The organism is Catenuloplanes japonicus (assembly GCF_000717135.1).
GTDB classification, from domain to species: domain Bacteria; phylum Actinomycetota; class Actinomycetes; order Mycobacteriales; family Micromonosporaceae; genus Catenuloplanes; species Catenuloplanes japonicus.
In genome coordinates, this window is sequence record NZ_JNXY01000055.1 from 1 (window position 1) to 24120 (window position 24120).

18 protein-coding genes are annotated in these 24120 nt (G+C 68.4%); 10 read left to right on the forward strand and 8 right to left on the reverse strand.

The genetic code is table 11. The annotated features are described in order from the left end of the window. Positions 1-95 precede the first annotated feature (95 nt). Positions 96-1343 carry an SGNH/GDSL hydrolase family protein gene (locus OP04_RS50960; RefSeq protein ID WP_085067348.1) on the forward strand — a complete coding sequence of 416 codons (1248 nt, stop codon included), beginning with the start codon at positions 96-98 and terminating at the stop codon, positions 1341-1343. A 96-nt stretch (positions 1344-1439) separates the two neighbouring features. Here OP04_RS50960 and OP04_RS47050 read toward each other — a convergent pair whose 3' ends face one another. From OP04_RS47050 to OP04_RS47070, 5 genes are read right to left on the reverse strand one after another with little or no spacing between them, the layout of a single operon-like run. Then, positions 1440-2612 carry a glycoside hydrolase family 76 protein gene (locus tag OP04_RS47050; protein WP_033346600.1) on the reverse strand — a complete coding sequence of 391 codons (1173 nt, stop codon included), beginning with the start codon at positions 2610-2612 and terminating at the stop codon, positions 1440-1442. 2 nt (positions 2613-2614) lie between these two features. Further along, complete coding sequence (locus OP04_RS47055) at positions 2615-5686, reverse strand: glycoside hydrolase family 38 N-terminal domain-containing protein (RefSeq protein WP_033346601.1); 3072 nt, start codon at positions 5684-5686, stop codon at positions 2615-2617. Positions 5687-5706: 20 nt separating this feature from the next. Beyond that, the gene (locus tag OP04_RS47060; protein WP_198154303.1) at positions 5707-6507 is read right to left on the reverse strand and encodes a carbohydrate ABC transporter permease; all 801 of its coding nucleotides are present in this window, start codon (positions 6505-6507) and stop codon (positions 5707-5709) included. Positions 6508-6527: 20 nt separating this feature from the next. Continuing rightward, positions 6528-7472 carry a carbohydrate ABC transporter permease gene (locus tag OP04_RS47065; protein ID WP_085067349.1) on the reverse strand — a complete coding sequence of 315 codons (945 nt, stop codon included), beginning with the start codon at positions 7470-7472 and terminating at the stop codon, positions 6528-6530. Next, on the reverse strand, positions 7469-8641 hold the full coding sequence (locus OP04_RS47070; RefSeq protein WP_051800159.1) for an ABC transporter substrate-binding protein: 1173 nt from the start codon (positions 8639-8641) through the stop codon (positions 7469-7471). The genes OP04_RS47065 and OP04_RS47070 overlap by 4 nt, the downstream gene beginning before the upstream one ends. A gap of 265 nt (positions 8642-8906) precedes the next feature. On the opposite strand from OP04_RS47070, the gene OP04_RS47075 reads away from it, so the two are divergent. The 3 genes from OP04_RS47075 to OP04_RS47085 are packed head-to-tail and all read left to right on the forward strand — an operon-like array spanning position 8907 to position 12476. Next, the gene (locus OP04_RS47075; RefSeq protein ID WP_198154305.1) at positions 8907-10592 is read left to right on the forward strand and encodes a class I mannose-6-phosphate isomerase; all 1686 of its coding nucleotides are present in this window, start codon (positions 8907-8909) and stop codon (positions 10590-10592) included. Beyond that, complete coding sequence (locus tag OP04_RS47080; protein WP_033346603.1) at positions 10589-11440, forward strand: ROK family protein; 852 nt, start codon at positions 10589-10591, stop codon at positions 11438-11440. The genes OP04_RS47075 and OP04_RS47080 overlap by 4 nt, the downstream gene beginning before the upstream one ends. A 19-nt stretch (positions 11441-11459) precedes the next feature. Then, the gene (locus OP04_RS47085; RefSeq protein WP_033346604.1) at positions 11460-12476 is read left to right on the forward strand and encodes a LacI family DNA-binding transcriptional regulator; all 1017 of its coding nucleotides are present in this window, start codon (positions 11460-11462) and stop codon (positions 12474-12476) included. An 874-nt stretch (positions 12477-13350) separates the two neighbouring features. On the opposite strand, the gene OP04_RS47090 is transcribed toward OP04_RS47085, so the two are convergent. Together OP04_RS47090 and OP04_RS47095 are read right to left on the reverse strand one after the other, a co-directional pair. Beyond that, complete coding sequence (locus tag OP04_RS47090) at positions 13351-14496, reverse strand: alpha/beta hydrolase family protein (RefSeq protein WP_085067351.1); 1146 nt, start codon at positions 14494-14496, stop codon at positions 13351-13353. Between the two features lie 37 nt (positions 14497-14533). Beyond that, on the reverse strand, positions 14534-15550 hold the full coding sequence (locus tag OP04_RS47095; RefSeq protein WP_198154307.1) for an alpha/beta fold hydrolase: 1017 nt from the start codon (positions 15548-15550) through the stop codon (positions 14534-14536). Between the two features lie 83 nt (positions 15551-15633). Here OP04_RS47095 and OP04_RS47100 point away from each other — a divergent pair, with 83 nt between their 5' ends. After that, positions 15634-16569, forward strand: coding sequence for a LysR family transcriptional regulator (locus OP04_RS47100; RefSeq protein WP_051800160.1), 936 nt, complete (start codon positions 15634-15636; stop codon positions 16567-16569). Here OP04_RS47100 and OP04_RS50965 read toward each other — a convergent pair. Then, positions 16544-17407: a FadR/GntR family transcriptional regulator gene (locus OP04_RS50965; protein WP_085067352.1), complete on the reverse strand. Its 864-nt coding sequence runs from the start codon at positions 17405-17407 to the stop codon at positions 16544-16546. The genes OP04_RS47100 and OP04_RS50965 overlap by 26 nt on opposite strands. A 136-nt stretch (positions 17408-17543) precedes the next feature. Here OP04_RS50965 and OP04_RS50970 point away from each other — a divergent pair, with 136 nt between their 5' ends. The 5 genes from OP04_RS50970 to OP04_RS47130 all read left to right on the forward strand — a co-directional run bounded on the left by OP04_RS50970 (position 17544) and on the right by OP04_RS47130 (position 24008). Continuing rightward, entirely contained in the window at positions 17544-18233 is a 690-nt protein-coding gene (locus tag OP04_RS50970; protein ID WP_085067353.1) for an RraA family protein, read from the forward strand. Beyond that, positions 18230-19903, forward strand: a complete 1674-nt coding sequence (locus OP04_RS47115; RefSeq protein WP_198154309.1) for a GMC family oxidoreductase — start codon at positions 18230-18232, stop codon at positions 19901-19903. Before OP04_RS50970 ends, OP04_RS47115 begins: the two co-directional genes overlap by 4 nt. Before the next feature lie 114 nt (positions 19904-20017). Beyond that, on the forward strand, positions 20018-20971 hold the full coding sequence (locus OP04_RS47120) for a LysR family transcriptional regulator (protein WP_198154310.1): 954 nt from the start codon (positions 20018-20020) through the stop codon (positions 20969-20971). A gap of 206 nt (positions 20972-21177) precedes the next feature. After that, positions 21178-21630 (forward strand): nuclear transport factor 2 family protein, encoded by a 453-nt coding sequence (locus OP04_RS47125; protein ID WP_033346607.1) that lies wholly within the window; start codon positions 21178-21180, stop codon positions 21628-21630. A 719-nt stretch (positions 21631-22349) separates the two neighbouring features. Then, complete coding sequence (locus tag OP04_RS47130) at positions 22350-24008, forward strand: IS4 family transposase (RefSeq protein ID WP_063746895.1); 1659 nt, start codon at positions 22350-22352, stop codon at positions 24006-24008. Positions 24009-24120: the final 112 nt, after the last annotated feature.

A 24120-nucleotide genomic window follows, 5' to 3' on the forward strand; every position in this document is an offset into this window, starting at 1 on the left:
GAAGATCGTCGCCGCCGCACTGGTCATCCTGCACACCGAACACGGACGCACCACGTAGCACCGTCAGTAGTCAACTCATTGCTCGGACAACCTCAATGAGAAAAGTGATGCTCGGGCCGACCGCCGCTATGACCTTATCTTTGATATGGGGCGGGCTGTCGGCGCCCGCTCAGGCAGCCGAATCCGTGCGTGTCATGCCGCTCGGCGCCTCGATCACGCAGGGCATCGCGTCCAGCGATGGCAACGGCTACCGCGAGAGGCTGCGTCAACTACTCGAAAACTACGCAGGCGTCGACATCGACTACGTAGGCTCCAAGCGCGACGGCACCATGACGGACAACGACAACGAGGGACACCCGGGCTGGCGTATCGACCAGGTCGCGGCCGGAACAGACGGCTGGCTCGCCGCGGCGCGACCGGACATCGTTCTCCTCAATGCGGGCACCAATGACGTCTGGCAGAACTACGACCTACCGAACGCGCCGAACCGACTCCAAAGGCTGATCGAACAGATTGCGGCTGCTCTGCCGAGCGCCACTATCGTCGTCTCCACGCTGGTACCGGCCGGCGATCCCACACACAGACAGGGCGTACGCGACTTCAACGCCGCGCTCCCGGCAATCGCACGGGCTGAAGCAGCGGCAGGCCGGAAAGTGCGGTTGGTTGACATGTATGCCAATCTCGCTGAATCCGACATCGGATCGGACACCGTCCATCCGACCGACACCGGCTACCGGAAAATGGGAAACGCCTGGTATGCCGCGCTCCGACCGGTCCTGGGCGCGGGACGGCCGTGGCCGGCCTACCGCGACAATTTCGGCGTCAACGATCAACAACTTACCTGGACAAATGGTGTGGCGGGGTCGGCCAACGTGGGTGGGTACTGCTGCGGCCTGACGATGATGGAGTCCGGCATCCGCGAGGAGATCGCGCAGAGCGACACCCGTGCACTCATGTATTCCGGTAGCGACAACAGTGCGAGCCAGTCGTACTCGTATAATCGGGTGCTCGATGTTCACGTGCCGATCGACTCGGACGCCGTCCTCACATACTGGATCTATCCCCAGCAGGCCAACGGCACCTTCGCCGCGATCGACCTACTGCTCACCGACGGCCGCAGCCTGCGGGACTCAGGTGCGGTCGATCAGTACGGGATTCGCGCGCATCCGCTTTACCAAGGCCAAGGTAGGCATCTGTTTCTGAACCAGTGGAATCGCGTTTCCATACGACTCGCCCCACTCGCCGGTGGCATCATCGATCAGATCCACCTTGGTTACGACCAGCCCGCGTCGACCGGAATCTTCCGCGGCTATGTCGATACGGTGGACATCACGAGCGCCTAGAGTTCGAGGTGGTCCCCGGCTCATACCCGCGCGGGGACCACCGTTCAGGTTCTCGTGACGGCAGCACACGCCTCCCGCCGTCAGTGACTCACGGGATCAGGCGATGCGCCAGTAGTCACTCGGCCGCCAGGCCAGCGCCGCGAAGATCTGCACGGCTGCGGCCTGCTCCAGGGTCTGCGCGGGCACGTTGGCCGGGTCGGGGGCGCCGCCGCCGCTGGTCTGGAAGTAGAACAGGCCGGTGGCCGGGTCACGGTTGTCCGACCACAGGCGGGCTGCGTACTTCTCGAAGACCGCGCGGTACCGCGGGTTCGGCGCCTCAGAGTGCAGCAGGAGCAGGTCGTTGAGCAGGTAGGCGTTGAAGATGGCGGGCTGCTGGTAGAGCCGGTCGCCGGTGGTCCAGTAGTCGAGGGCGCCCTCGGCCTCCGATACGGCGTCCCGCAGGTAGGCCAGGTTGTGGGTCGCCCGGTACAGCAACGTCGCTGCGGCGATCATGGACCCGGAGTTGTAGGTCCACAGCGTCGTGTTGATGGTTCCGGTGTAGCTGATGTCGTTCCAGTACAGGCCCGGGCTCTGTTGCAGGCACCGCTGGTTCCAGTCGAAGAGCTTGCGCGCGAACTCGAGGTCGGCGCGTTGGTGGCGGATGAGGTAGAGGTGGGCGGCGAGCTGGGCGCCGAGCCCGGTGACGTTGGCGGCCCGGAACGTGTTGGTGTCGGACTCCACCCACTTCTGGCCGCCGGGGCAGGGCCGGGTCGTGTCGGTGTCCCAGCCGCGCTCGACGGCCTTCAGCGCGTTGACGGCGTGTGGAATGAACCGGGCGTCGCCGGTGGCGTGGAAGCCGCGGACGAATTCGAGCCCGACGATGGCGTTGTCGTCGTAGAAGAGGTCGCCGCCGGCGCCCAGCGGCGGTGTGACGTAGGACTGGTAGCCGGCCCGGCCGGGCGTGCCCGTCCAGTACGCGTTGACGTTGTCGAACCGGGTGGCCAGGTCGCGGCGGCTCACGGCTTCGCTACCGGGGGCGTCGTGCAGGGACAGGGCTGCGGTGATCGCCTCCCGGTAGGGCCACAGGTACGAGTACGGATTGTCGGTGGGCTGCTGCGGATGGTTCTCCCGGTACAGCGGGTCGGCGTACAGGTGCTGTTGCAGCGCCTGGTAGGCGGAGGTGGCGCGGCTGGTCCAGTTCGTCGCGGCCTGGGCGGGCACGGCCGATGCCGAGCCGACCAGTAACGCGACGAATCCGGCGGTAGCGGCCAGACGGGTGGAGTGGAGCATGTTTACTCCTCCTTGGTGGGGGTGTGCAGCAACACCGCGGTGGTGCCCAACGCCGGCACGGTGACGGTGACGTTCGCGTCGTGAAGTGCGAGGGTGGAGCGCTTCTCGCCCAGGTATGTCGCCGACCAGGCAGCGTCGGCGGGGAAGCCCAGCGAGAGCGTGCAGTCGACCGGCGTGCCGGCGACGGACTGAAGCCGGGCCAGCAGATATCCGGGTTCGGGAGTGGTGAGCCCGACCAGCCGCACACGCTCGTCCGACAGCCGCAGAGCGGAGGTCGCCGCCGGCGGCTGCTCCCTCGCGGAATCCGCGGCGACGACCGCGATCAGCGGGTTGATCGCGTCCGCCGCGATCCGGGTGGCGAACGCGGAGGTCGCGTCCGGGCTGGTCGACTCGCGTGCCGCCACGCGGTAGCGGAACGTCATCTCGAACGCCTGCCGGCTGGGGAAATTGGTGTCCCAGAGGTTGTTGTGCACCCAGGAATAGACCGTGCCGGGCTCGTGCGACGGCGTCGAGACCGGGAACGGCGCGTACGGTACGACGATCGCGCCGAGTTGGACCAGCGGCGCGTCGACGGTCACCCAGGCCGCGCCGACGTCTCCGGCGTGCAGACCGATCCAGTGCCGTATGGCCTGCATGTGTGCCGCTCCGCCGGGCACGTGCGGCAGGTCGGTGCCGTTGACGGTGGCGGTGGTGTCGATCCGCAGTACCGGCTGGTCGAGGGCGAACGGGAAGGCGAAGAATCCGCTCTCCTTGGTCATCGTGGCTCGCTTGGACACCCGGTTCTCGATCTCCAGCGCGCCGGTGCCGGGGCGCAGGGTCAGGGTGGTGCGGATCCAGTCGGCGCCCGGCGCCACGGCCTCATAGGTCAGCCATTGCCGCACCGCGGTCCGGCCCGCATCGACCAGGGCCGCGGGCCGGGCCGTCCTCCGGGATCCGAGCAGTGCCAGGTTCGCCGACGCCTCGGTCTTCGAGGACTGATGGTTGATCCCACCCGCGGACGCGTAGTGGTCGTAGACGTAGGCGTTGAAGCTGAAGGTGGCGCGGGCGTTGACGAGTTCGGTTCCGGTCCTCTTGTCGAGGATCGAGCAGATGCCGCTGGTCGCGAGATCGACCTCGACGCGCAGCTCGTCGTTCTCCAGCACGGTCGCGGCCGTTGCCGGGATGAGCGGCGCCGCCTCGACGGGCTCGCGCAGGTCGAGCCGGACGACGCCGAGTGCCGGCACCTCGTCGACCGCGATGTGCAGGAACCGCCCGGCCTGCCGGTGCGTCGGGTTGACCTGTGGCGTCTCCTCGCTCGGCAGGACCTTGCCGGTGCGCCGGTCCACCACGGCCAGCGGTGTCTCGATCGGCACGCGGCTCTCCGGCAGGAACGCGGTCACGACGCCGGCCCGCGGGTACGCGGCGGTGTTGACCGCGTACACCGCGGCGCCGCCGTCCAGGGTGCCGGCCAGCCGGTTCGCGGCACGGGTCAGGAGCCGTTCGGCGTCATCGCGCGCGGCCAGCGCCGTGTGGTATTTCCAGTGCCACTGCTCCTCCCCCGAGTGTGTGTGGTCGTCGCCGTGCGTCCAGGGGTCCGCCGCGCCCCAGGTGTGCTCGTCGAAGATCGACGCGTTGCGGTAGACGTCGCGGGCGTCGGCGGTGTCCGTGGCCGCGCCGTCGGCGCCGTGCAGTCCGGCGAGCGCGCTGACCGTCTGGGCGTCGGCCACCGCCACCTGGGCGCGCCGGACCAGTTGCAGCGGCCTGGCGCCCGAACCGATACCGTCGGCCCACCAGTCGTTCCAGCTGCCGGTGAATGCCGGCACGCGGTCGCCGTACCGGCGCTCGGCCTCGGTGAAGAAGTCTTCGTTGCGTGACAGCCGCAGGCGGGGGTAGACCCACTGGTCGTTCCACCGCCGTACGGTCTCGGCCATGATCCGCCTCGGTGGCGCGTTGTCGCCGAAGCGCCCCTGGACGCGCAGATGCAGGATGTCCCACGGATACGGCGGGCGGTGCAGGGGCGCGTCCGGGACGGGGAATCCGAAGGCGCTGCCGTCGTACGGGTAGGGCCGGGTGCTCAGGGCGGTCAGATAGGCGGGGAGCAGGTCGTCGACCATGTCGTACGAGACGTCGAAGCCCAGCACCGAGCCCTCCATGTAGGCGAGGCCGTGCGGGGTGTCGGTGGACCAGACGAGCACCCGTTCGCCGCTGGGCGCGTGCCACCAGAACAGCCGTGGTACGTCCTGTCCTCCGGTGAGGTGGGGCACCGACCGGCCGGCCCAGTTGTGGGCGACCGAGAGGTAACGCACCCGGTTCTGGGCCAGGACATCCACCAGCCCGCCGACCGCGCCGGGCACGTCGGTCTGCATGGCCACCGGGATGTCGAGGCCGTGCCGGTCGCGCAGGTCTTTCGCGGTGCGCAGGAGTTCGTGCAGTTCGTCGGTGGAGCAGGTCTCGGTGTGCAGGTTGAACGGCAGGGCGGTGAGTTCGATCCGGCCCTCGCGGACCCTGTCGATCATGTCGCGGACCGCGGCGGCGGGCCGGTTGGCGCACCACTGCTCGAAGGACAGCAGCGACTCCACCGACCAGCGGAATCTGGAGTCGTCCGGCCAGCCGTCGGTCTCGCGGAGCAGGTCGAGCGTCGAGTCGAGGTATGACAGGTGTTCGGCGAGGACGCGGCCCTGCGGATCGGTGTAGCCGATGTCGAGGTGGGAGTGGTGTACGAGGTGGATCTCCCACTGCCGGACCGGTTCGACGACCAGCTCGATGGGCCGGCCGGGAGCCGCCTCGGGCAGTTCGACGGTGATCGTCTGCGGGCTGGTCACTTCGGGCAGGAGCAGCCGCAGTCCGTCCGGGGCCGGCAGGACGTCGGCCAGGAGCTCGGCGCCCGACGCCGTCCGCGCGGTCGCCCGGGTCAGGGGCCGGCCGGCGCGGACCCGTACCGATTGCTGCCTCTGGCCCATCGCGGACCTGCGTAGCAGGGGTTCGGCCTGCAACCGGATCGGCCCGGCGAACGCGGTGGTGGCTCGGTCCTTGAGGTTGTCGCGGGCCGTGTCCCAGTCCCAGCTGGACCTCGCGGTCAACGTCTTGGCAGTCACTGAGCCTGCTCCTTCGTAGGTCAGATGTTGGACTTGAGACTCGTCACGAAGAACCGCTGGAAGCCGAAGAACAGCACGACGGTCGGCAGTGACACGACGAGGGCGGCCGCGAGTACCGCCGGTTGGCCCACGGCGCTGAAGTTGCCTTGCAGGGACGCGAGTGCGGCCATCACCGGCTGTACTTCGGGGCTGAGCGTCAGGGTGATGCCGAAGAAGAGTTCGTTCCAGACGTAGACGAACTGGAACACGAATGCGGCGGCCATCGCGGGGCAGGCCAGCGGGACGTGGATGGACCAGAACAGCCGGAACCAGCCGGCGCCGTCGATGCGGGCGGATTCGGTGATCTCCGGCGGCAGGGTGGTCAGGAAGTTGCGGACCACGAACATCGCGAACGGGATGCAGATGGCGACGTAGACGATGGAGAGTCCGAGCCGGGTGTCGTACAGGTTGGTCGTCGACGCCGCGAGGAACAACGGGCGGGCGAACACCTGCAGGGGCAGCAGTGTGCCGCAGTAGATCAGCCAGAACCATAGGGTCTTGTGCCGTATCGGCATCACGACCAGGGCGAAGGCGGCCAGCGTGGCGATCAGCACGGCCACGGCGGCGCAGCCCACGGCGTACAGCAGACTGTTGCGGGCCGCATCGGTGAAGTCGGCGGCCCGCCAGCCGGCCGTGATGTTGTCCCACAGGCCGAAGCTGTCCGGGAACCATTTCGCGGTTCCCGAGTAGGTGTCGTTGGAGACCGAGGCATTGGCGATCAGCAGATAGGTGGGCAGCAGCCAGATCAGCGCGAGCACCACGACGACGACGTTGCGCACCATCCGGCCGGCGGACAAGTTCCTCATCGGGTACCCCTGAGGTTGGAGCGCAGGTAGGTCCAGGACGAGCCGACCACGACGATCGTCAGCACCACCGCGATCGCGGAGCCCTGGCCGGCGTCCTGCAACAGGAACGTCTCGCGGTACATCGACAGGGCCAGCGTCTCGGAACTGCGCGCCGGGCCACCTTGTGTCAGCACCCAGATCAGGTCGAAGGCCCGCAGCGCGTTGGCGAGCGTGATGCCGACGACCACGACCGTGACGGCGCGCAGCTGAGGAAGGGTGATGTACCGGAACCTCTTCCAGCCGTCCGCGCCGTCCAGCGCGGCGGCCTCGATGGTCTCCGGCGGCACGGTCTGCAAGCCGACCAGGAACAGCACGACCGCGACGCCGGTACCCTGCCAGGTGCTCAGCAGGATGGCGCTGATGGTGTTCTGGGGCCAGTTCAGCAGCCATTGGGTGGTCAGCGCGTCGAGGCCGAGCGCGTGGAGCAACTGGTTGACGGCGCCGTCGGTCTGGAGCATGAACGCGCCGACCACGGCCACGGCGGACCCCGAGATCGCATACGGCAGGACGACGGCGAGCCGCGCCCAGCGACCCCACCGGGTGGCGCTGGTCATCACCGCGATGGCCAGGCCCAGCCCGACCGGCAGGACCAGCGACCCGACCACCCAGATGAGCGTGTTGATCAGGGACCGGACCAGGATCGGATCGCGGAACATCTCGACGTAGTTGTCCAGCCCGGCGAACTCCGAGTCGACGCCGTCGCCGAAGAAGCCGCGGTAGACCGTGATGGCGAACGGCACGAGCAGGACGATCGCCACCAGGCCGACGCCGAGGAAGAGGAAGGCCGCGCCGCTGAGCCGATCGGGGAGCGTGACCGTGGAGGGGCGCTCCCCGGCCGGGCGGCTGCGTGCTTCCGGCCGGGGATCCCGCGTCGCTCGCGGCGTGCGCGCCGAGAGCGTCATCCGGTCTGCTTCTTCCAGTCGGCCCACTCGGTCTCCGAGGTCTTCTGGATCGAGTCGAGCACCTTCGGCCCGGTGTCCTGGTGGACCATGAAACCGGACAGTTCGGTCGTGGCCGCCAGTACCAGCTTGGACGGGAAGGCCTCGTAGAACCGGTTGAGCAGCACGGGCTTGTCCTGAGCGACCTTCGCCTGGATCTGCTTGATCAGCGGGTCGGTGGACGGGACCGTCGGATTGGCTGAGCTGTCGGCCATGAAGTCCGACCACACCGACTGCACCGACGGGTCGAGCCAGCTGCCCAGCGCCTTGACAGCGTCGTCACGGTTCGGCGCGTTCGTCGGCACGGTCCACGCGCCGCCCTCGACGAACGTCGATTTGGGAGCCCCCGCCACCGAGGTCGGCATGAAGAAGGCCCCGTAGTCCTCGCCGGGTGTCAGCCCGGCCAGCTTGAGATTGCTGTTCTGCCAGGTGCCGATCGGCAGCATCGCCACCTTGCCGGACTTCATCATGGCTGGGGCGTCCGCGAGCCTGGAGTCGGCCGGGGTGGTCCAGCCCTTGTCGATCCAGTCCTTCCAGGTGTTCAGCGCGTTCTGCGAGACCGGGTCGGTCCAGGCCGCCTGGTTCTGCGTCAGCTTCGTGTAGTAGTCCGGTGACTGTGCGGCGACCAGAGCCTGGTACGGAATGAACGAGGTCCACGTGTCGGACTGGCCGGTCCACAGCGGCGTCACATCGTTCTGCTTGAGGGTGGCGGCGGTCCTCTCGAAGTCGGCGAAGGTCGTCGGCGGCTCGATGTCGTACTTCGCGAACAACGGCTTGCTGTAGAACACCACCCAGTACGACTGGTACATCGGCAGGCCGTACACCCTGTCGTTGAAGGTGTAGTTCGGTTTGAGCGCGGGGTCGAGCCATCCCTTCTGCTCCGCGGCGTTCCACACGTCGGTGAGGTCGCTCAGCAGCCCGGTGGACGCGAGGTCCTGGAGCTTGTAGCCACTCCACCACTTGACCAGGTCGTTGGTCTTCCTGGTGGTGATCGAGGTCCGCACGACCTGTTCGTAGTCTGATGTCGACGGGACGCTGACGGGCTTGATGCCGCGCCCGGTGATCTTCTGGAGGGCGGTTCCCGCGTCGGTGAAACCCTTCTCCCAGGTCGGATTGTCGGAATATAGGGACAAGGGGCCGGTCTCTGTGCCGCTCGACCCGCTGTCGCCACAGGCAGCCGCCACGCCCGCGAGCAACGTCGCGAGGAGCAACCCTGCCGTCCGGTGGAGTCTGGTGATCTGCACGATGCCACCTCCAAGGTTCACTATCGTTGGGACGGTATCGCTACCATAGATGCCACGCAATACTGCGGAAACCTATGGTCCGTTTTTCCAGGCAAAGCTCATTTCGGGCTTCGGCTCTTGCGCAACGCGGTCGTGGTATCGATACCATCAGTCCGTGGTCGAACAGATGAGTTACGAGCCGGAACCGTCCTACCCGCCGGCCTCCGGTTCGGTACGACGCGGCTGGGAAGCGGTACGCGAAGCCCTTCCCCTTCCCGGCACCGTCCTGGCGATCGACGGACCGATGATCCTGGACTGGGCGGCTCTCATGTCCGCGCTGCCGCCTGGAACGCTCACCATCGACATGCGCACGGCGACGGTCAGCTGGGACCAGGTCCGCAAACGCACGGCCTCGGCCGAGCGACTCGCCGGCGACCCCGACTTCGCCACGCTCGCCGCGGGAGACCTGGTCGACCTCATCGACGAGCTCCCGCCCACGCCGCGCGATCCCGACCGGCTGACCGTCGTGTACGGCCCGGGCGCCGCACTGACCGGACACGACCAGCTCTGGTACGCCGACCTGCCGAAGCGATACGCCGAGCACGCCACCGCCGACGGCGCGGGCCGCAACATCGGCCAGCCCTCAGGTGAGCCGGGCACCATGCAACGACTGTTCTACATCGACTGGGCCCTGCTGGACCGCCACCGAGACGCCATCGCGCCGGGGATCGGACAGTGGCTCGACCTGCAAGACCCCGCCGAACCACGGCTGCTCACCGGCGCCGGCCTGCGGGCCACGCTGGCCTGGCTGTCGCAAAGCCCGCTGCGGACCCGGCCGACGTTCAACACCACCTCCTGGGGCGGGCACTGGGGGCAGGAACAGCTCGGCATGAACCCGCAGGCACGTAACACCGCGCTCGGATACGAGCTCATCGCACCGGAGAGTGGCATCCTCATCGGCACCCGTGCCACCGGCTGCGTCGAGATCCCGTTCCAGCTGCTGGTGGCGGCACACCCGCAGGCCGTCCTCGGGCCGGCCGTCCAGCGCCGGTTCGGCTCCTCGTTCCCGATCCGGTTCGACTACCTCGACACGTACGGCGGCGGCAGCCTGTCGGTGCACGTACACCCCCGAGCCGACACCATGTGGGAGGTCTTCGGCTGGAGCTACCCGCAGCACGAGACCTACTACGTCATGGTCGCCGCACCGGGCAACATCATCCATCTCGGGCTCCGGGAAGACGCCGACATACCCACGTTCGAGCGACAGGCGCACGCCGCCCACGATCACGGCGAGCCGTTCGACATCGGCCGGTTCGTGCAACAACACCCCGCCGAGCCGCATCAGCTGTTCCTGGTTCCCGCCGGCACACCGCACGGCAGCGGTCAAGGTAACGTGGTGCTGGAGATCAGCGCCACGCCCTACCTGTACTCTCTGCGCTTCTACGACTGGCTACGACGCGACGCCGACGGCCACCAGCGGCCCGTACACGTCGGGCACGCCTTCGACAACCTGGACACCAGCCGCACCGGCGGCCCGCTCCGCGACGCGCTCATCCAGAAGCCGAGGACCGTGACCACCGGAGCCGGCTGGCACGAGGATCTGATCGGCGCCCTGCCCGAGATGTTCTTCCAGGTACACCGCATCGAGCTGACCGCCGGCGCCACCGCGCACCAGGACACCACCGACCGGTTCCATGTTCTCAACGTCGTAGCCGGCCAGGCCGTCCGCGTCCGCACCGAACGCGACGAACACCTGCTGTCGTACGCCGAGACGATGGTGATCCCGGCCTCGGCCGGCCCCTACACCGTCACCGCGCTCGGCTCGCAGCCGGCACGCGTGGTCAAGGCCTTCGTCCGATGATCCCGGCGGTCGAACTGGGCGGCAGCCACGTCAGCGCCACCCGGGTCAGCCCGGTCACCTGGACCGCGCGCGACCCGCGCCCGCCGGCCCGGCGGGTGAGTCCGCACGCGACGGCGCAGGAGCTGATCACCGCCATCACGAACGCGGCGCTGTCGGCCGGTCCCCTGGCCGACCTGCCGTTGTGCCTGGCCGTGCCCGGCCCCTTCGACTACGCCGAGGGCATCGGCCGCTACACCGGGGTCGGCAAGTTCGACGCCATCAACGGCGTCGACCTCCGCTCCGCCCTGTACACCGCTCTCGGGCCACGACCGGCCGAGATCAGCTTCGTCAACGACGCCGTGGCATTCGGCATCGGTGAATGGGTCGCCGGCGCCGCCCGAGGGCTGAACCGCATCGCCGCCATCACCCTCGGCACCGGCGTCGGATCCGCCTTCATCGACCGCGGCCACGTCGTCCAGGACGGCCCGTCGGTACCACCACAGGGCCGGGCCGATCTGCTCGACATCGACGGCCGGCCGCTGGAGGAGACGGTCAGCACCCGGGGGATACTGCGCGCACACGGCCGGCCCGCCACCGGCGTCATCGACGTCATCCGGGCCGGGAACCTCGAAGCGCTCGACGCCTACCGTCGGCTGGGAGCCGCACTGGCCCCCTGGGTGAACAGCTTCGCCGCGCAGGCCGTCGTGGTCGGCGGCGCGGTAGCCCAGTCCTGGAATGTGATCGGGCCGCTGCTGACCGCCGGTCTCCACGACGGCGGATCGACCGTGAACCTGCTGGCAGCGGCGAACCCGCACACCGCCACGCACATCGGCGCGGCCTGGCTGACGTCCCAGCGAGCCGTCTCGTGATCGCGTTACCATCGCAGCGATGACCGCCGCAGAACCCTCCGGTAGCCCCACCATGCGTGACGTCGCCGATCATGCGCACGTCAGCCCCATGACCGTGTCACGGACGCTTCGCGACGACCCCAGCGTCACGCCAGAGAAACGCCGGCGGGTCCTCGACGCGGTGGCCGCACTGGGCTACCGGCGCAACGAGATGGCCCGGAATCTGCGGCTCGGAAGCTCCACCGGGCTCCTGGGCGTCATCATCGCCAACATCGCCAACCCGTTCTACGCCCAGCTCGCTCTCGGGATCGAGGCGCATGCCGACAAGCGAGGCATGCGCGTCGTGTTCGCCAACTCCGGCGAGAACCCCGAGCGGGAACGGCAACTGGTCAGCGACTTCGCCGCTCGCCGGCTCGACGGGATCATCGCCGTGCCGACCGCCAATCAGCACGACCACCTCGACCCGGCCGCCCTGTCCGGCACCCCGGTCGTGCTCGCGGCGAGCCCGCCGCACCGGATCAATGTGGACGCCGTCCTGCTCGACGACTTCGGCGGCACCTACGAGGCAACGAGCATGCTGATCGCGCGTGGCCACCACAGAATCGGATTTCTCGGCCTGCCCGCCGCCACCTGGACCGGATCAGAGCGCTACCGCGGGTACGCGGCGGCGCTGGAAGCCGCCGGGCTGCGCGTGGAGGACCGTTATGTGCGCCGGAACCAGCCGGACGTCGCCGCCGCGGTCGCCTCAGCGACCGCGATCCTGGACCAGCCCGATCCCCCGACAGCGCTGTTCGCCGCGAACAACCGCAACACCCTCGGCGCCTACCGAGCCATCAGATCTCGGGCGGAAACGGTCGCGCTCGCCGGCTTCGACGACCTCGACGTCGCAGATCTGCTCGACCTTCCGCTCATCGTCGTGTCATATGACGCCCGTGAACTGGGCAGAGTGGCCGCAGAACTGGTGTGCGAGCACATCGACAACACGGCGCCGGGGTCGTCGACCCGCCGCATAGTCATTCCCACCAAAGTCATAGACTACCAGCAGTGCCCTTCGTGAACACAAACCGTGCTCGTGGTCTCGCTGTGCGCGAGAGCGGTAAGCCACGGTCACCGGACAACTGTCCGGACAGCTTTGCTCCAGCGCCAGCGCGCGCGACGGCGAGCTCGGCGAGCGTGGTGTCGATGTAGGTGGCGTCGGTGCCCGGACTGGTATGGTGTGCGAGAAGGTGGACGCCATCTCGGCATGCTGGGCGACGAAGAGGTGAGCCCGCTCGCACCCGCGTTGATCACAAGAGTGCATGTGCCCCCTCCCTGTCTCACATCAGCGTGAGAGGGCAGGTGCCAGCCTCGGCGATGAGAGATGGGCCGCGATGCCGAACCAACGCCGCCAGGACACGTCATAGCGTTCGGCTGCTCGTGCACGTGACCAGCCTTGATCCACGACCCGACGCGCCAGCCGCGATCGGGCGCGTGGAGTCAACGCGGCGTCAGCGTGGGACGTGGAGGCCTCCTGCGTGCGGAAATGGTTCCTAGAGCAGTCCACTCCACAGCGGGAGGCCTTCACTCGTTCACGACATCAGACGTTGATCGTCAGATCGTGCGGTCACATCACCTCGACCAACCTCCCTGAACAGCACAACCAGATTGTCCGCGGCCTGAACGCCGTGGCCGTCCACGGCACCAGGCGTGCGGCGGCTTCCCGGGACACGTCGCCGAAGGCGAGCCGGCCGAACGACCGGCGGCGATGATCTGTCCGTCGTCCGCCGCAGGCATGTTGCCGTCGCTGACGGCAACACCCGGGCGGCGAGCTGGCGGCCGTGGCGGCTCCGGCGACGCTTGCCGCGCTGGAGACGATGACCGACCCGTCTGCATGGCGCTGGGCCCACGCCCGCTGCGCGGTCATGGGTCGTCTACTGTTTCGGGCTTGATCCTCAGGTAGGTGCCAGTTGCAGGCGGGTCCAGTCAGCGATCAGTGCGTCACGGTCGCTCAGGTGGTTGTACACACAGTGGTCACCATCGGAGAAGACGACCATCTCCCGTTGCCCGGCCGGTGCGTCCTGGGCCATCTGGCGCGCCCACTCGTCAGGCACCAAAGGATCTTTACCGCCATGGACGACCAGGAGCGGATATGCGTTGTTCACGCCAGCCGTGAGCGGCGTGACGGTGCGCCACACCTGGCGGGCCCGCTCGATGTCATCCGTCCCGCAGATGGCGAGCATCTTCTCAAGGAGGACGCCGGAGCTGGGCAACGCCCATGGCATGGGTACGCCGCAGTTCTCGACACAGGCTTTGATGCGGGTGTCACCGTTGGCGACCGCCATGGAGACGCTGCCGCCCATGCTGTTGCCGACGATGCCGATCGGACGGCCCGGTGCCCGGGAGTCGAGGAAGTCGATCGCACGGGTGAAGGCGCCGCGCCACCCGGGCGTGAGGTAGTGGTGGTGGCTGAGCCGGGTCTCGCCCTGTCCGGGCCAGTCAAGCAGGAGTACGTCGATCCCGCGTGCGGCGATGGCGTCGCCCAGCCCGTCGAAGTCCATCGCCCAGGCTTCGAGACCACCGACGACGATGGCCGACGCCGACGCGGTCCCGGCCGCTTCGATCAGCCAGCCGGCGACGGGGCCGCCGTCCGATTCGATCAGCACTGGCTTGCGGTCCCCGGCCAGCGTGGCGGCCGTCGCATAGCGCTTCGCGGCCTCTGCGAACTGGACCCGCCGATCCTCGGTGTCCTCGGTGAGCAGAATCTGGCTCATCCTCAGCAGCGCCGATGAGCGGCGCAGGAAGCCGGTTGCCGACAGTGGCGTGGTGTCGTCGGCGACTCTCCCCATGCACTGCTCGGCGAGCGTCGTTGCGGCGTCCGCCCAGCTCTGTCCGCCGAGGACACGGGCGCGCAGCTCGGTCGCGTCGGCGTGGTCGACGCCGTAGCCCATGATGCGTTCGAGGGAGAACTGCTGAAGTGCTGTTCGGACGTCGGGGCGCAGGCTGGCGAGAGTCTCCTCGGATTCGGCGCGACGTGCGACATGGTCCCGATGCGTGATCCGCAGTTGCGCGGGGATCCCGACCGGCTGTTGCGTCGTCATTGTTCCTTCTCCTAAGTGGGTGAAGCGTGGGAACAGGTCACGCCGAGGGGCGCGCGTCCAGGGCGTCGCGCAGCACCTGGTTGCCTTCCTCGGGGTTCTCCATCGGCCAGAAGTGCCCGGCGGTGACGTACCGGACTTCGACGCCGGCGGCGTTGGGGATGTACTGGTCGGCGTCGGTGAAGAACTCCCGGGGCTGGGTGCGCGAGTCGTGCCCTTGGATCAGGGTGATCGGGCAGCGCCAGCGAGGGATCAGGTCTCGGCGTCGCTCGATCCACTCCTGATGGAAGGTGGAGTTCATGCTGTATCGCGGGACCGCGTGGGTGATCCCGGGGTAGGAGAACTCCTGGATGATCCGGCGCAGGTCCGGCTCGGCCACCGGCCGGGCGCCGGCCATGCCGTACGCCCAGACCACGAACCGGGCCGTGTCGGCCATCAGGCCGCTCCACGGTGCCTCGGCGATGAGCTCGTCGTGCGGGCTGAGGGCCGGGTGGAAGTGGTGGAGGTGCTGCTCGGTGCGTACGTAGTGGGCGACGCGCCACGGGTGGGCCGCGGCTATGTGATCGCCCTGCACCGCCCCCCGATCGTGCGCGACCAGGGTGAATCGACCGATCCCGAGCTCGTCCAGCAGGGCGACGAGCTGCTCCGCCACGCCGGCGTGCCGGTAGTCGCCGCGTCCCTTTTCCGACTGGCCGTAGCCCTTGAGGTCAACGGCGATGCAGCGGTACGAATCGGCCAGCGCAGCCATCTGGTGATGCCACATGAACCAGGAGTCGGGCATGCCGTGCAGGAACACCACCGGCTCACCGGTGCCCGCTTCCACGTAGTGCCACCGCACGGTTTCCTGATCGCCGGGGGCGTCGGCGAAGTGATGGGTGAAGACGACGCCGTCGAGTTCCTCGATGTCGCCCTCCTGGTCCGCAGGTCGTGGCTGCACGTCGGCGTAGCGTTTGAGCTGCTCGGCCAGGAGTTTCTCGGGCGGGGCGTAACTGGCGATCGCCGTACGCGCCCGCGACGGTAGTTCGGTGTGTTCGTAGACAGAGTTCCGGTCGCTCACCTGCCCCATAAAACACGGGCCCGTGGATCACTTCAAACGATGCTTTCTGATGGATGCCAGCAGTATCAGTGATAATTGAAGGCGTGGAACTTCGTCACCTCGAATTTTTCCTGGCCGTCGCCGAAACCGGCAGTTTCACGCGGGCGGCGAGGCGTCTGCACCTCGTGCAGTCCGGAGTGTCGGCCACGGTCAAGGCGCTGGAACACGAGCTGGGATCCGCGCTGCTGATCCGCAGCCGGCAACAGGTCAGCCTCACCCCGGCCGGGGAGGCCCTGCTGCCTCGGGCGCGGGCGGCACTCGACGCGGTCCGCGCTGCCCGGGACGCCGTCCACCGGACCCAGGGCGCCTTGCACGGGACGGTCACGGTGGGCACATTGACTTCGATCGACCTCGTCGACCTGCCCGGACTGATGGCCGCGCTGCGTGATCGGCACCCTGGTGTCACCGTCCGGCTGCGCGCCTCGATGACCGGCTCGGCCGGCCTGGCCGGCCAGCTGCGCGAGGGCCTGCTCGATGTCGCCTTCCTCGGGCTCCCCGGCCCACCCCGGGCCGGCCTGTCCACTCGCCTGCTGGCCGCCGAGCCCGCGGTTCTGTACGTGCCGGCCGCCCACCCGCTTGCCCGGAAGGGCCGGGCGACCTTGGCCGAGCTGGCCGATTTTCCGTTCATCGACTCCCCGGCCGGCTTCACCAACCGCGCGATGGCCGACCATGCGTTCGCCGCGGCCGGCCGGGAACGGGAGGTGACCGTCGAGGTCGCCAATGTGGGCACCATCGGCGACTTCGTCCGGGCCGGGCTGGGTGTCGCCTTCCTGGTCCCGTTCCTCGTCCGCGACCTCGACGGGCTGGCCGCGGTCCACGTCACCGACCACGATCTCCGCTGGCAGCTCGCCATCGCCACCGCCGCTACCCGCCGCCCCAGCGCGGCCACCCGGGCGTTCCTGGACCTGGTCGAGGAGTGGTACCCCACCCTGCCGGATCGAGCCGCCGGTTCGGTCAGTCCGAGCGCAGCGGAACGCTGACGACGAGGTCGTGCAGCGCGTCCAGCGCGGCCTGGTCATTCAGCGTGATATCGGCCAGCGCCGGATCCTCGGTGAAGCGCGTGTACTGGGCGGTCAAGTAGTCGTTCCAGGCGACCAGGGCGGCGGCCGGGTCGCCGGCCCGAAGCGCCCGCACCACACGCAGGCGGTGGTCGTGATGCTCGGTGACGTATTCGCGCCGCCAGGCGGCCTCGCGGTCGCCGTAGGCCATCAGCTGGATACGTAGCAGGATGCGGATCAGCACGGTTTCCAGCGCGGTCAGCAGCGCGTTGCCGCCGCAGCGGGAGAAGGCGATCTGGAAGTCGGCCGCCGCCTCGCTCGCCGCTTCGACATCCTCGGCGGCCTGAATCCGTTCCAGCGCGCCGGCCATCGCGTCGACCAGCGAGTCGGGGGCGTTCGCGCAGGCCAGTTCGGCCGAGTATCGGCCGAGCGCCCGCCGCACGTGAAACACCTCGGTCATCTTGGCCTGCTGCATTTGCAGGAGCACCTCGACGCTGGTCGACACGAAGTCCTGACGGTTCTCACGGACGTACACACCGCTGCCGTGGCGGCTCTCGACCAGGCCGAGGGCTTCCAGACCTCGGACCGCTTCACGCACGGTCGGTTGGCTCACGGCGTAGAACGCGGCGAGGTCCCGCTCGGTGGGCAGCCGGGATCCGGGGGTCAGGCGGCCGGTCGCGATGTCAGCCCGGAGCGCCCGCAGGATGCCCTGGGACGCCGTGACCCTCCGGTGTCCGGACGGCCGGCTGAGGGCCGCGGTCGGGCTCGCGGTGGCTCGTCCACCTGCGGCTGTCACGAAAACTCCCCTCGTCCAGGCCACTCATCTGGTGACCTGCTGAATCCTACCCCGTTACTTGACAGCATCCGCACGACTCGCTTCACTAGGTGACCAAGTCACTTTTTCAATCCACGACGAGGAGGAGCGAGAATGACGCTCGATCTGAGCGCGGGCAGCGATGTCTGATCGCGCCCCAACACCTGACGGGCATGGCCCCTGGCCGGTCGTCGGCACCGCCTCCGTCGTCGATGCGATGGAAGGCCTCGGCGTGGACGGTGTACTTCTCTCCGGCGCCCTCGGACACGGCCGCATCGTCGGCCGGGCGTTGACCATCGAGGTCGCCGTCGAGTCCCCGGCACCGGAACACGAGCCGCCCATCGACCTGTGGGACTACCTCGACCGCGCGCCCCGCGGCGGAATCCTGGTGTTCGCCACCGGCGGGCGCCAGGTGCCGGTGGCGGGCGGTGCCACCGTCGCCGCCGCGCTGGCCCGCGGACTGGCCGGCCTGGTGACCGACGGCGGTCTCCGCGACATCGACGAGATCCTCGAGTTCGGACTGCCGATCCGGTACGGCTCCGTCGATCCACGGGCCATGCGCGGACGCAGCCGGATCGCCGGCTGTGGTGGCACTCTGCGCTTCGGCCCGGTCCTGGTCGCCGCCGGCGACGTGATCGTCGCCGACGGCGACGGTGTCGTAGCCGTGCCCGCCGACCTCGCCGACGAGGTCATCGACCGAGCCGCGGCGATCGAGCGGCGCGAACACCTATGGGCGCAGGCCACCCGCACGTCCGGATCAATCCGAGCCGGCTACGACCTGGTGACCCGGCTCCACGGCGCACCGCACGAGACCAAGGAGGCCGGGAAATGACATCCCCAGGCGGCCATGACGTGATCGTCGTCGGTGCGGGAACGGCAGGGTGCATCATCGCCGCGCGTTACGCCGACGCCGGAGCCAGGGTACTGCTGCTCGAGGCGGGCGCAGACATCCCGGCCGATCACGTACCCGACGACGTCAGCGATCTCTACCCACGGTCCTACTACAACCCGGCCTACTCCTGGCCAGGGCTGACAGCGCGGCAGCAGACCGGTGACACCCATCCGGCGACCCCGTTCACCCAGGCCCGAGTCCTTGGTGGCGGCTCCATCCTGATGGGAATGGTGGCCCTGCGTGGCCTGACCGACGACTACGACGACTGGTCCACCCGGGTCCCCCATTGGTCATCGCGGGACGTGATGGACACCTTCGCGCGGATCGAGAACGACCGCGACTTCCCGCACACCACACGAAACGGCCCGATTGAGCTCCGGCGCCTCTCGCGCGAGTCGTGGCCGCCGTTCGTGGCCGCCGTCGGCGAAGCCTCAGAACAGACCGGCTTCAGGTTCATCGACAACCTCAACGCCACGAACGCCGACGGGTTCGGTTCAGTGCCGCTGTCCCGGACGGCCACCAGCCGCGTGTCGTCGGCCTCGGCCTTCCTCCCAGCCGAGGTACGACGCGGCGGCACCCTGGAGATCCGTTGTGGCGTCGAGGTCGACCGGCTGCTCCTCGACGGTCGGCGCTGTCACGGTGTGCTCGCCCGGGAGGGCGGCGACCTCGTGGCGTACGAGGCGGACCAGGTCTTCGTCTGCGCCGGCGCGATCTTCTCCCCGGCCCTGCTCCTACGATCCGGCATCGGAGCACCCGACGAACTGCGGGAGCACGGCATCCAGCCGGTCCTGGAACGCCCCGGGGTCGGACGCAACCTGCAGAACCACCCGGTGGCCTACCTGGCCACTCACATCCCGGTCGCGGACCGGCAACCCGCGAACGTCCGCCAAGGCTTCATCAGCAACCTGCGGGTGAGCTCAGGGATCAGCAGCGGAACGGCCGACGTGACGCTCGCGGCGATGAACAAGTCGTCCTGGAACGGCCTCGGAGAGGCGATCGGCGGCATCGCGGTCAGCCTGACCGCGCCGCTGTCCCGGGGCCGGGTACGCCTCGGACCGGACGCCGCGGGGCTGCCCGCCATCACGTTCAACTTCCTCCGCGACCAGGTCGACCGGGAGCGGATGCGGTTCGGCTTCGACCTGGCGGCCGAGCTGCTCTCGCACCCCTCGGTCCGGCCGCACCGCCATGAATTCTTCACCGCCGGCTACACCCGGGTCGTGCGGGCGCTCAACACCCCGGGCCTTCGCAACGCGGTGCTGACCAGGGTGATCGCCGGCGTTCTCAACGGGCCCGCGATCGGCCGGCGAACGGCGCTCAGGCTCGGGATGCGTACCGGAAGCCTGCGCGAGGCCCGGCTCGCCGATCCGCAATGGAAGTCGCAGGCCATGCTGGCCGCGACATTCGGCACCTACCACGTCGTCGGAACCTGCACCATGGGACCGGCCGACGACCAAGACGCCGTCGTAGACCACCGCGGGGACGTACACGGCGTAGACGGGCTCAGCGTGGTGGACGCATCGATCATGCCGACAATCCCGCGGGCGAACACCAACCTGCCAGTGCAGATGCTCGCGACAAGAGTGGCCGACCTGCGGCTGGCCGGGCACTGACGGTCCCGCCCCGCCGTGGCTACCGGCCGGACCGCGGCGGGGGCGGGGCTCCGTTCCGTACACGTCACGCGGGGTGCGATGGCCCTGCGCGAGGTCCTGTGATTCGGTGTTGTGGTGGATCTCGATCTTCGTCTGGTGCGGTACGTGGTCGCGGTTGCCGAGGAGCTGCACTTCGGTCGTGCGGCGGCTCGGCTGCACCTTTCTCAGCAGACGCTGTCGGCTCAGATCGGCAGGCTCGAGTCGCAGTTGGGGGTGACGCTGTTCAGTCGTGACCACCGGCAGGTGCGTCTCACACCGGCCGGTCTGTCCTTCCTGCACGGTGGACAGCGACTGCTGGCCGACGCCGCGGATCTGCTCGGCGCGGTTCAATCGTCGATGCCGGTGGTCCGCCTGGACACCATCGGCGAGGGTTTGTGGCCGGCGCGGATCGCCGAAAGCCTGCGGGCGCGGTTGCCTGCTGTCGGCCTCGAGTTCACCCAGCTTCACGGGCTCGCCGCCGCATTGCCCCCGCTGCTGGACTCGGATCTCGACATCGCGTTCGGCTGGCCGGCCGGCCTCGACGAGGCCATCCCGAAGTCGCTGCGAAGTGTGGTCGTGATGCATGACCCGGTCGGCGTCATCCTGCCTCGGGACCATCCGCTGGCCGCGTCGGCCGACGTGACTCTCGCCGACCTGTCCCGGTATCCCGTCCTGTTGCACACGGCGAAGGAAGCGATCGAATGGCGCCGGTGGAACGAGCGGCTCAACACCGACTTCGGCCTGTCGGTGGCCAAGCGGCTGCACGGTCACGGGCGCTCGAGCGCCAACGCCGCGGTACTCACCTACGGTCATCCCGCCATCGGGCCGCTCACGGCCGGGGTGCCGCAGGGCCTGGTGATCCGCCCCCTGGTCGACCCGGTGCCGTTCTACGAGTGGTCCATGATCTGGCGGGCACGTAACGAGACACCGCAGGTGCGCCAGATATTGCGACTCGTCCAGGAGATGTCCCGGACACTCGGCTGGACCGCTCTGCCTGACGGCGCCCACTGGAGTCCGATGTCGCCGCTCCGGACGAGCGACGCCGGGTAATCCCAGCCGGTGGGACGAGAAGTGACAACCAAAGACTGTCGGACGGTAGCCGAAAGGTGTTGGACCGTGTCCGCCGTGGTCGTCTGTGATGGAGCAATGGGATCGTCCCCGGGGCGGAGACCAGACGCGATCGCGAGGCGCCCGCTGGCACGGGGCTCTTGTCAAACCATGCCGATGAACGCAGTCAGACCGCCGAGGAGACCATAATGTCCAACATCGACGTTGTACGTGGGTACTACGCCGCCATCGCGGCCGGGGACTTCGATACCGCACGGGCTCTCACCGACCCCGGCATCGATTTCAACATCGCCTACGGTTTCCCGGCCGGCGGTCGCTATCACGGGCACCATGACCTCTTCGACGGCTTCTACCCCGCGTCCTTCGAAGCCTGGGCCCACATCGCGGTCGAGGTGGACGAATTCGTCGAGTCCGGCGACACCGTGGTCTCTCTGGGGCGCTATGTCGGTACGACGCGCACCAGCGGCATCGAGTTCGCCGCACCCTTCGCACACGTCAGCCGGGTGCACGACGGCCGGCTGACCAACGTCAGCCAGTACGTCGACACGCACATGCTCGACCGTGCCATCGAGGGGCGACCCCTCGTGGTGGACGAGCGCCGTCAGTGGGTGAACCGAGTGACAGAACCCTCGGCCGCGTAGCCCAGGATTCTCGGCATCGGGCGGGCGCGGAAGCACTGTTGGCTCAACTCCGGATGACCACCGAACTCGCGCCCGTCACGCGGTTGCGGCCGGTAGCCTCTCCCGTCAGCCGAGAACCGGACCATCGTAGGGCTTCTCACGATGGTCCGGTCGCCGCTGTTCGGTCAGGGCGCCGTGGGCCCGTTCACCCGGTAGAGATCGCCCGCTCGTACTCGCCCACCACGATTGCATCGCACCCACAGCTGCCGTCGGCGAGCGCGGCGAGCAGGGCGGCGGCTTGCGGCCTGCGCGGCCGTGCTCGCCGCCGGCAGCAGCCGATGTCGAGGTACTCGGCCACGACGGTGCCGGTGCCGGTAATGAGGTCGCGCGCATTCGAGCCGCCAGTCGCGTGAGGTGTCGCGCTCCTGGTGTTCCTTGGTCGACAACCGCACGTAGAACACGAACCTCGTGCCCGCCGGCAGCGGCGCCCGCTGCCGGTGTTTCCGCGCGGACCCGATCTGCTCCTGCCTCCACACGTTCAACGGGCTTCCGTCCTGAGTTCCCCCCGGTTTGGCGGAGCTTCTCAAGCATGATCGACTGATCATGGGGAGGAAGTATCCGTGGCCGCACCGAAGAAGTACCCCAACGTCACGAAGTTAAGGCAGCTGGGTGACGTGTCAAGGTGGTCGGGATCCCGAGGATCGCGGCGGTGTTGCTCCTGATAGGACAAGGCGTTCAGCATGATCGTCTTGAGGAGCCCGTTGTCCCACCGAAGCCGTACTGTCGTGCTTTCTCGCGCCGTCACAGTGGCCGAGGGTGTCTTCGCCCCTGGTCATCTTGGGGAGTTGACCAGGCAAATCCCGTTCGAGTTGGTGGACGACGTACTGCAGCGCACCCGCACGACGCAGAGCCGGTTACGGCTGCTGCCCTCCCGGGTGGGGGTGTACTTCACCCTGGCTCTGGCGTTGTTCCCGACGCTGGGCCATGCCCGGGTATGGGACAAGCTGGTCGCAGGCCTCGATGGGTTGTCCCTACGCCGGCCGTCGGAGAAGGCACTGCGCGATGTCCGCCGCAGGCTGGGTCCTGCCCCGATCAAGCTGCTGTTCGACACCCTTGCCGGGCCAGTCGCCCGGCCGACCGTTCCGGGGGTGCGCTACCGGCGGTGGCGGACCGTGGCGTTCGATGGATGCAGCTCTACCAAGGCACCCGACAGACCCCGAGCAGTCGCCTGGCTGGGAAAGATCAAGCACCGCTTCGGCCAGGACGGATACCCGATGCTGCGGATCGTGGCCTTGTGCGAAACGGGCACCCGATCGTTGCTGGGAGCGGTTTTCGGGCCCGTTGACGTCAGCGAGAACGCATATGCCGAGCAACTACTCCCGCTACTCGATGACGGCATGCTGCTGCTCAACGACCGGGGCTTCGACGCCGACGACTTCCTCGCCAAAGCGGCCGCCACCGGCGCCCAGCTGCTCGTTCGCCTCAAAGGCCGACGGACCCCGGCCAGACAGACATGCCTTCCCGACGGCACCTACCTCACCCGGATCAACGGGGTGGCTCTTCGCATCATCGACGCTCACATCAGCGTGACCACCGCCAAAGGACTCAAACTAGGCGGTGACTACCGGCTGGCCACCACCCTGACCGACCATCGGCGGTATCCCGCGCGCGAACTCATCGCGCTCTACCATGAGCGATGGGAAATTGAGTCGGCGTTCTACTCGCTACGCCATACCCTGCTGCAAGGGCTCGTCCTGCGCTCGCAGGACGCCTACGGCATCGAACAGGAAATCTGGGCCCAACTCACCCTTTACCAAGTCCTACGCCGCGCCATGGCAGAAGCCGTCGAGTCCGTCCCCGGCACCGATCCCGACCGCGCCGCGTTCACCGTCGCGCTCGAGACCGCCCGCGATCAAGTCGTCGCCGCTGACGGAATACTCCCCACCACGCACGAGTCAGCGCCGGGCCGGATCGCGCACGCCGTCCTCACCAATCTGCTGCCTCCACGGCGCCCACGAATCTCCCCACGCCGGGTGAAGTGCCCCATCTCCCGATATGCGGCGCCACCAGCACAGCGCCTCATCGACGGAGCGGCAACCATCACCAACATCACGATCACCGTGCTGCCCGCCTCGACACTTCAACCCGACGGGCGACGTGATCGGACCCTGCAACTCATGCGCACGGACCCCCACCGACCATGGACCGCACGCGAAATCGCCGCCGGCCTCGGCCTTACCCACCACCGAGGCCTGACCGCCGAGCTCAGCCGATGGGTCAAGGAAAACATGCTCTCGCGAACAGCTCCCGGCACCTACGCCCTCACCCACGAATGGACCCATCCCGACCAGCCCATAGCAACCGCCACCGCCGAATTGACAGGCGATTCAACGCCCTAACTTCGTGACGTTGGAAGTACCCCGACGAACTCAGGGCACGTGCCGTGCGTCTGTATCGCGAGTCGGAGCCGAAGCCGACGATTCGCCGGTTGGCCGAGCAGCTGAACGTGCA

Bases quoted from the DNA above. Each gene is read 5' to 3' on its own strand.
- OP04_RS50960 (WP_085067348.1), top strand. From the start codon at position 96: ATGAGAAAAGTGATGCTCGGGCCGACCGCCGCTATGACCTTATCTTTG.
- OP04_RS47115 (WP_198154309.1), top strand. From the start codon at position 18,230: ATGACATCCCCAGGCGGCCATGACGTGATCGTCGTCGGTGCGGGAACG.
- OP04_RS47085 (WP_033346604.1), top strand. From the start codon at position 11,460: ATGACCGCCGCAGAACCCTCCGGTAGCCCCACCATGCGTGACGTCGCC.
- OP04_RS47060 (WP_198154303.1), bottom strand. From the start codon at position 6,507: ATGGTGCGCAACGTCGTCGTCGTGGTGCTCGCGCTGATCTGGCTGCTG.
- OP04_RS47050 (WP_033346600.1), bottom strand. From the start codon at position 2,612: ATGCTCCACTCCACCCGTCTGGCCGCTACCGCCGGATTCGTCGCGTTA.
- OP04_RS50970 (WP_085067353.1), top strand. From the start codon at position 17,544: ATGTCTGATCGCGCCCCAACACCTGACGGGCATGGCCCCTGGCCGGTC.
- OP04_RS47065 (WP_085067349.1), bottom strand. From the start codon at position 7,472: ATGACGCTCTCGGCGCGCACGCCGCGAGCGACGCGGGATCCCCGGCCG.
- OP04_RS47130 (WP_063746895.1), top strand. From the start codon at position 22,350: ATGATCGTCTTGAGGAGCCCGTTGTCCCACCGAAGCCGTACTGTCGTG.
- OP04_RS47090 (WP_085067351.1), bottom strand. From the start codon at position 14,496: ATGACGACGCAACAGCCGGTCGGGATCCCCGCGCAACTGCGGATCACG.
- OP04_RS47125 (WP_033346607.1), top strand. From the start codon at position 21,178: ATGTCCAACATCGACGTTGTACGTGGGTACTACGCCGCCATCGCGGCC.
- OP04_RS47080 (WP_033346603.1), top strand. From the start codon at position 10,589: ATGATCCCGGCGGTCGAACTGGGCGGCAGCCACGTCAGCGCCACCCGG.